This window comes from Terriglobales bacterium, assembly GCA_035937135.1.
Classification (GTDB): domain Bacteria; phylum Acidobacteriota; class Terriglobia; order Terriglobales; family Acidobacteriaceae; genus DASYVL01.
In genome coordinates this window covers 1-6,724 of record DASYVL010000052.1, presented here as the reverse complement: position 1 = coordinate 6,724, position 6,724 = coordinate 1, and the positions used below count along the sequence as shown (strand labels likewise).

Sequence of the window (6,724 nt, the reverse complement as noted above, 5' to 3'; positions counted from 1 at the left end):
GGGGGCACTCCATCGATGACGCCAGCGACGGCCTGGATGACGTTCCCAACACCGCTCAGCCCAACAACAGCTTCAACACCCGGGCGGAGCGCGGCCGCTCCAGCTTCGATACGCGCCACCGCTTCTCCTGGCTGTTCAACTACGAGTTCCCCAAGGCGACGCGGGCCAAGTGGCTGCTCTCCGGCTGGGCGATGGATGGGGCCTTCAGCTACTCCTCGGGGCAGCCGTTCACGGTGAGCTACATCGCCAACTTCTGCTGCGACTTCGACGGCATGGGCGAGTTCTTCGGAAGGCCCGACCTGGTGGGCGATCCCTTCGCCGGGACCAACGGTCCCGGGCAGTACCTGAACCTGAACGCCTTCGCCGTGCCCTGCACCTACGACGGCGCCCTCGGCTGCACCGGAAACCAGCATCCCGGCAGTTCCCCGCGCAACGCCTTCAATGGGCCGAGCTTCCACAACTTCGACTTCTCGGTGAGCAAGACCATGCCCATCGGGGACCGCGTGAAAATGCAGTTCCGGGTGGACGCGTTCAACATCTTCAACCATCCCAACTTCACCAATCCGTTGCTGCCCAACTTCTTTGTGGACTTCACCGCCAACGGCATCAACTCGACACCCGGGCCTTCCTTCGGCCATGGGAATGGGTTCCTGCCCCTCACGGCCACGCCCGACGTGGGCATCGGCAACCCCTTCCTGGGCGGCGGCGGGCCGCGCAACCTCCAGTTGGGGCTGAAACTCACGTTCTAGCTCCGGTACGGAACAAAGCGGCACAGCCACCCGGCTGTGCCGCTTTTATTTTCAGAAATCTGAATGAGGGCGGCGCTTACCCGCCGATGTGGACCATGGAGCGGGAGGGCTTCTGGAAGTCGGGCTCGCCGATATGGTGGCGGGCCTCCTTCTTCATGATGACGCCGCGGATATAAGCGCGCAGCTCCTCGTCGGGAGCGCCGCGGCGCATGACGCCGTAGAGGTCGTGGTCGAAGAGGGAGAACAGGCAGGTACGGATCTTGCCGTCGGAGGTAATGCGGGCGCGGCTGCAGTGTCCGCAGAAGGGTTGCGACACCGGGGCGATGATGCCGACCTCGCCCAGGCCGTCGTCGAAAGTGTAGCGGCGCGCGGTCTCGCTCAAGCCGTGGGCGAGCTCCCGCAGCGGGCGGAAGGCCTCGAGCTTCTCGATGATCTCCCGGAATGTGACCACGATCTCCGGCGACCAGACGCGATCTTCCTCGAGCGGCATGAACTCGATGAAGCGCACCACCACGCCTTCGGCGCGCGAGAACTTTGCAAACTCCGGGATTTGATCGTCGTTGAAGCCGCGCAGCAGCACGCAGTTGACCTTGACCGGGTCGAGTCCGGCGGCTTTGGCGGCGCGGATGCCGGCCAGGCAGTTCTCGTGGCCGTGAGGCACGCGGGTGATACGCGCGAACTTCTCCGGATCCACGGCGTCCATGCTGACGGTGACGCGGGAGAGGCCGGCATCCTTGAGCGGCTGGGCCAATTCCGCCAGCAGGTGGCCGTTGGTAGTGAGGGCGATTTCCAGCGGGCGACCGTCGAGGGAGCGTAGTTGGGCGAGGGCGCGCACGAACTCGACCAGCCCGTGGCGCAGCAGCGGCTCGCCGCCGGTGATGCGCACCTTCTCGATGCCCAGTTCGACGAAGAGGCGCACCATGCGCAGGTAGTCGTCCATGGGCAGGTCGGCGTAGAGGGCGCCCTCGCGGCCGGTGCGGCAGTAGACGCACTTGTAGTTGCAGTGGTCGGTGATGGAGATGCGCAGGTCGGTGATGGAGCGACCGTGTTTGTCGGCGAGGCGCATGGTCGATGAGATGTTGGAGGGTGGGAGAAAGAAGCAGGCAGGAGGCTCCAGGCGAAGGCGCCCGTGCCACACCGTCTGTTCCCTTTCCAAGTCCCGCTTCGCGGGACGGGAGGCGCGGGCGTTTCCGCCCTGCACCCTCGGAGGTCTCACTTCACAGTCTGAACCAGCACAGCCGAGGACGGCTGTGCCACACAGTCCGTTTCAGACCCCACCGCCGCCGCGGCCAGGGTATGCCCGAAGGCCCCGGCGGTCGGAAACATCAACTTCATTATACGACCTCACGGGACAGCGGGATGGCTTCGGCGAGCTCTCTGTCGTCCCTACGGGACTCTGTCCTCAATCGCTCCAGCAACCCGGCACTGACGTGCCGGGCTACTTTCGGTCGCCCCTGCGGGGCTTCAATCGTCTCTCATGTGAGATGGGGCTTCTACCGGCTGGTTGGAGGCGGGGTCGCCGGGAGAATGGGCTGGCGGTTGATCTCGCGGAACACGCCACGGCCGCGTACTTGCAGGATGACCTGGCGGATGCGGCCTTTGTCGTTGTCGCGCCACATGTCCCGGATGGTGTCCCAAGCCTGCTGACCGCGGCCGCCGTAGAGGTAGTCGAGGGTGATCTGCAGCACCAGGCCTTTGATGTGCATGTACTCGGCCGCCTTGGGGTCGTGGGCATCGGGGGGCCTGGGCTTTTCTTCCCCGGTCTCGACCTTGAGCATGTCTTCCAGAGCGCCTTTGGAAATCTGGCCGCGGGCCTGGGCGATGTCAGCCTCGTACTCGCTCCAGAAGGCGGGGCTCACGTTGTAGAGCGTGGTGCCCTTGAGGCGGAAGAACACCATGGGATAGGGCGAGTCGGTGGTGGGGAGGCCTTCGATGGAGTCGAAAGCGTTGTCGCGGGTCCACATCTCGACCTTGCCGTCGCCGTCGCGGTCTTCGAAGGTGAGGGGAACGGAGACGGAAATGGCGCGCAACAGGCCGGCCGGCTCCGCGAGCGAGATGATGTAGTAGTTGAAGCAGCACTTGCCGCGGGGGCCGCGGGTCTCGAGCACGACGTCGGGCTTGTCGTCGCCGTTGACGTCGGTGCCGGTGATGGGATTCACGCTGGCTTCGGAGTCGAAGGTCTCGAAGAGCACTTTGCCACCAGGCGCGAGGATGGCGGCGCGGCACAGGTCCTTGCGGGATTCGCCGGCGGGCGGGCCGATCTCGACCGAGTAGCCGTCCCACAGGTCTTTCTGAAGTTCGGGAGCACCGCGCACGCAGCGGGGCGCGCCCGCGGCGAAGGCGGGCAGCGCCAGGAGGCCGGAGGCGAACAGGAGAAGGAGTCTGAGCTTCATAGGTGGTGGAGAAGGTCCAATTTGAGGATAGCAAAAAGCCGCGGAAAACGCGGTCACATTCCGTCGTAGTTGGGCCCGCCGCCGCCCTCGGGCGGGACCCAGGTGATGATCTCGTAGGGATCCATGATGTCGCAGGTCTTGCAGTGGACGCAGTTCGAGGAGTTGAGGTGGATCTCCTTGCCGCTCGGCACTGCGGCGGAGTCCACCATCTCATAGACGTTGGCGGGGCAGAAGTGCGCGCAGGGATTGCCGAACTCCGTGATGCAGCGCGTGTTGCAGATGTTGGTGTCGTGGATGACCAGATGAGCGGGCTGGTCTTCCTCGTGCTTGGTGCCGGAGTGGTAGAGGTCGGTGAGCTTGTCGAAGGTGAGCTTGCCGTCGCCCTTGGCTTCGCCCAGCAGGTGCGCGCGCGCGCCGCCATCGGCGGGGAGTGACGCCAGCTTCCGCATGTGGGTGTGTCCAGCGGTGGAGGGATAGCGTGCGTGCAGGCCGCGTCCGCCGGTGATCTGCTGCAACGCGGTGTGGAACATCCCGCGCCACAGGCCGTGCTCGAAGCCCTGGTGGAAGTTGCGGACCTTCCAAAGCTCGGCTTTGATCCAGCTGTTTTCGACTTTGGTCGAAAACAGCGACAGCGCGGCGGCGGAAAAGTCGTTCTTCAGCATGGCGTCGAAGGCGGTTTCCGCGGCCAGCATGCCGCTCTTGATGGCCAGGTGGATGCCCTTCAGGCGCTGCGAGTTCAGGAAGCCGGCGGAGTCGCCGAGGATCATCCAGCCGTCGCCCGCGACGGGCGGGATGGCCCACCATCCGCCATAAGGCAGCGACTTGGCACCGTAGCGGATCATCTTGCCGCCTGCGAGCAGCTTGGACACGAACGGGTGCTTCTTGAACTCCTGCAGGACGCGCTGCGGGTCGAGGCGCGGGTCTTCGTAATCGAGCCCGGTGACGAAGCCGAGGGAGACGATGTCCTTGGCGCCGTAGATCCATGCGCCGCCGTACTCCTTCGAAGTCAGAGGCCAGCCCAGGGTGTAGATGACTTCCCCGGCTGCGACGCGGCCGACGGGCAGCTCCCAGAGCTCCTTGACGCCGACGCCGTAGGTCTGCGGGTTGCGGTCGTGGTCGAGATGGAAGCGCGAAATGAGCTGCTTGGTGAGCGAGCCGCGGGTGCCCTCGGCGAGGATGACGACTTTCGCCTTGAGGTCGTAGCCGGGCTCGAAGTTGGCCTTCTTCTCGTTGCGCTTGTCCACGCCCTTGTCGTCAGTGCGGACGCCGGTGACACGGTCGCCTTCGAACAGCAGCGCAGAGCCGGCAAATCCAGTGAAGAGCGTGATGCCGGCGGCTTCCACCTTCTCGCTCAGCCACTTGGCGAAGCGGTTGAGGGAGATGACGTAGTTGCCGTGGTCGCGCATGGGCGGCGGGGTGATGGGGAACTTGAACTTCGAGCGCTCAGTCAGGAAATAAACCGACTCTTTGCTGACTTCGGCGTCTATCGGCGCTTCTTTTTCGAAGCCGGGAAGCAGCTCGCGCATGGAGCGCGGGTCGAGCAGGGCGCCGGAGAGCAGGTGCTGCCCGATCTCGCGGGCCTTCTCGAGGACGTAGATGTTCTCTTTGGAGAGCGGCGCATCGGGATGCGCGGCGTTGTGCTGGTCGATGAGTTGGGAGAGGCGCAGGGCGCAGGCCAGTCCGGCGGGCCCGCCGCCGACGATGACCACGTCGGCTTCCATCTGCGGGCGCTCGATGCCTTCGAGAGGTTTGCGGAAGATGATCATCGTTGCGCCGGAGGCGGAATGCCTAAATCCTTGCAGATATTCCGGGCGGTGAAATTGTTCACCTCGCGGTGGCGAGGGACAGTGCTCAAGCGCTTCCCTTCGCGGTCGGCATAAATGGAGTGGCTTCCGCCTTCGCGGACCAGGCGGCAGCCGTGGGACTCGAGATGGCGGACAAGGTCGTTCCTTTCCACGCGCGCGCCGTATCAGCCGACCTTGACAGAAATCTTCTCGCGAATGATGCGATGGGGACCGATCTCCTCGCCCAGCATCTCGCGGCGCGTCTCAAGCAAGAGCTTGATCGCATCCTTCAGGTTCTCGCGCGCATCTTCCAGGGTCTCTCCCTGAGTGTTCGCTCCGGGAAGTTCTTCCACGTAAGCGCAGTAACCCCCGCCCTCGGATGGCGGCACTTCCTCGAACACGGCAGTAAACGTCAGTTCCATCGCCTTGATTGTATGACAAACCCTAGGCGCCGACCTTGGCCTTCTTAATCTCCTCGATCAGCGGCGGGACGATGTCGAACAAGTTAGCGGCCACGCCGTAGTCGGCGATCTCGAAGATGGGGGCTTCGGCATCCTTGTTGATGGCGATGATGGTGCGCGAACCCTTCATGCCGACAATGTGCTGGATGGCGCCGGAGATGCCGAGCGCCAGGTAGAGCTTGGGAGCGACGGTCTGGCCGGAGCTGCCGATCTGGCGGTCCATGGGCAGCCAGCCGGAGTCGCAGATGGGGCGCGAGGCGGCCAGTTCGCCGCTCAGGGCCTGGGCGAGTTGCTGGGCGAGCTCGATGTTCTTCTGCTCCTTGATGCCGCGGCCGACGGCCACGATAATCGCGGCCTGCGTGAGGTCCACGGCCTGCTTGGCCTCCTTGAAGGCCTCCTGCGGCTTATTGCGGAGGGCGGCGGCGGAGACCTCGACGCTCACGGTCTCGACGGGCGCGGCGCTGGCGCCGGCCTGCACCTGGTCGCCGCGGAAGGCGCCAGTCTGGAAGGTGACGAAGTGAGGCGGGTCGCCGGCGAAGGAGACGTCCGCGGCGAACTTGCCCTGGAACATCTGGCGGGTGAAGAGCAGGCGGTCGCCGTCCTTCTTGTAGCCGATGACGTCGCTGATGAGGGCGCGGCCGAGTGCGGTGGCCAGTTTGGGAGCGAAGTCGCGCACCTGATAGGTGTGCGGCATGAGCACCAGCTTGGCCTTTTTGTCGGAGATGAATTGCTTGAGCGCGGCGGCGAAGGCGTCCGGAGTGTAGGCGGCGAGTTGGGGGGATTCGATGGCGAAGACGTGTGCCACCTTTTTTGCGGCGACCTCGGCGGCGACGCTTGAGACGCCGCTGCCAACGACGGCGGCTTCGACCGTCCAACCCATCTCGGCGGCGATGGCCTGGGCTCCGGTGAGCGTCTCCCAGGAGATGCGATTAAGCTTGCCGCCGGTTTGTTCGACGATGGCCAGAATGTCCATGCAGTTCTCAGTCGTCCCTACGGGACTCCGACTTCTTCCTTCCACTAACCCAGCACTGAAGTGCCGGGCTAAATTCAGTCGCCCCTGAAGGGGCTCGCTATAGAACCCGTATCTCGTTGCGCAGCTTGTCCACCAACTTCTTGGCGATCTCGGTGGGGGAGCCCTCGAGCATCTCCGTCTTCTTGGTCTTTTGCGGAACGTAGAGGCGCTCGATCTTCTGCTGATTGGGGCCGACCGCCGACTGCACCTCCGCCATGGTGACTTTACGCATCGGCTTGTTCTTGGCCTGCTTGATGCCGATGAGCGTGGCGTAGCGCAGCTTGTTGATGCCCGACTGGATGGTGAGCACGGCGGGCAAGGGCAT

The 6,724-nt window shown here is 64.5% G+C and carries 7 protein-coding genes and 1 riboswitch; of the genes, 1 reads left to right on the top strand and 6 read right to left on the bottom strand.

Going from position 1 to position 6,724, the window contains the following annotated elements:
* Nucleotides 1-749: hypothetical protein (locus VGQ94_03080; protein HEV2021488.1), on the top strand; the 749-nt coding region annotated here is incomplete at its 5' end.
* 76 nt (nt 750-825) lie between these two features.
* Here the strand turns inward: VGQ94_03080 and moaA are convergent.
* The 6 genes from moaA to VGQ94_03050 form a co-directional block, all read right to left on the bottom strand.
* Entirely contained in the window at nt 826-1,815 is a 990-nt protein-coding gene (moaA, locus tag VGQ94_03075; GenBank protein HEV2021487.1) for a GTP 3',8-cyclase MoaA, read from the bottom strand.
* Between the two features lie 63 nt (nt 1,816-1,878).
* Nucleotides 1,879-2,083, bottom strand: a riboswitch (molybdenum cofactor riboswitch).
* Nucleotides 2,084-2,242: 159 nt separating this feature from the next.
* Nucleotides 2,243-3,142 carry a hypothetical protein gene (locus tag VGQ94_03070; GenBank protein HEV2021486.1) on the bottom strand — a complete coding sequence of 300 codons (900 nt, stop codon included), beginning with the start codon at nt 3,140-3,142 and terminating at the stop codon, nt 2,243-2,245.
* Between the two features lie 53 nt (nt 3,143-3,195).
* Nucleotides 3,196-4,908 carry an electron transfer flavoprotein-ubiquinone oxidoreductase gene (locus VGQ94_03065; protein HEV2021485.1) on the bottom strand — a complete coding sequence of 571 codons (1,713 nt, stop codon included), beginning with the start codon at nt 4,906-4,908 and terminating at the stop codon, nt 3,196-3,198.
* 203 nt (nt 4,909-5,111) lie between these two features.
* Nucleotides 5,112-5,348, bottom strand: coding sequence for a type II toxin-antitoxin system HicB family antitoxin (locus tag VGQ94_03060; GenBank protein HEV2021484.1), 237 nt, complete (start codon nt 5,346-5,348; stop codon nt 5,112-5,114).
* 22 nt (nt 5,349-5,370) lie between these two features.
* Entirely contained in the window at nt 5,371-6,360 is a 990-nt protein-coding gene (locus VGQ94_03055) for an electron transfer flavoprotein subunit alpha/FixB family protein (GenBank protein ID HEV2021483.1), read from the bottom strand.
* A gap of 97 nt (nt 6,361-6,457) precedes the next feature.
* On the bottom strand, nt 6,458-6,724 hold a 267-nt coding region (locus VGQ94_03050), incomplete at its 5' end, for an electron transfer flavoprotein subunit beta (GenBank protein HEV2021482.1).

What these genes read in the sequence shown, in the direction of transcription:
- moaA (HEV2021487.1), bottom strand. Translation starts at nt 1,815, where the DNA reads ATGCGCCTCGCCGACAAACACGGTCGCTCCATCACCGACCTGCGCATC.
- VGQ94_03070 (HEV2021486.1), bottom strand. Translation starts at nt 3,142, where the DNA reads ATGAAGCTCAGACTCCTTCTCCTGTTCGCCTCCGGCCTCCTGGCGCTG.
- VGQ94_03065 (HEV2021485.1), bottom strand. Translation starts at nt 4,908, where the DNA reads ATGATCATCTTCCGCAAACCTCTCGAAGGCATCGAGCGCCCGCAGATG.
- VGQ94_03060 (HEV2021484.1), bottom strand. Translation starts at nt 5,348, where the DNA reads ATGGAACTGACGTTTACTGCCGTGTTCGAGGAAGTGCCGCCATCCGAG.
- VGQ94_03055 (HEV2021483.1), bottom strand. Translation starts at nt 6,360, where the DNA reads ATGGACATTCTGGCCATCGTCGAACAAACCGGCGGCAAGCTTAATCGC.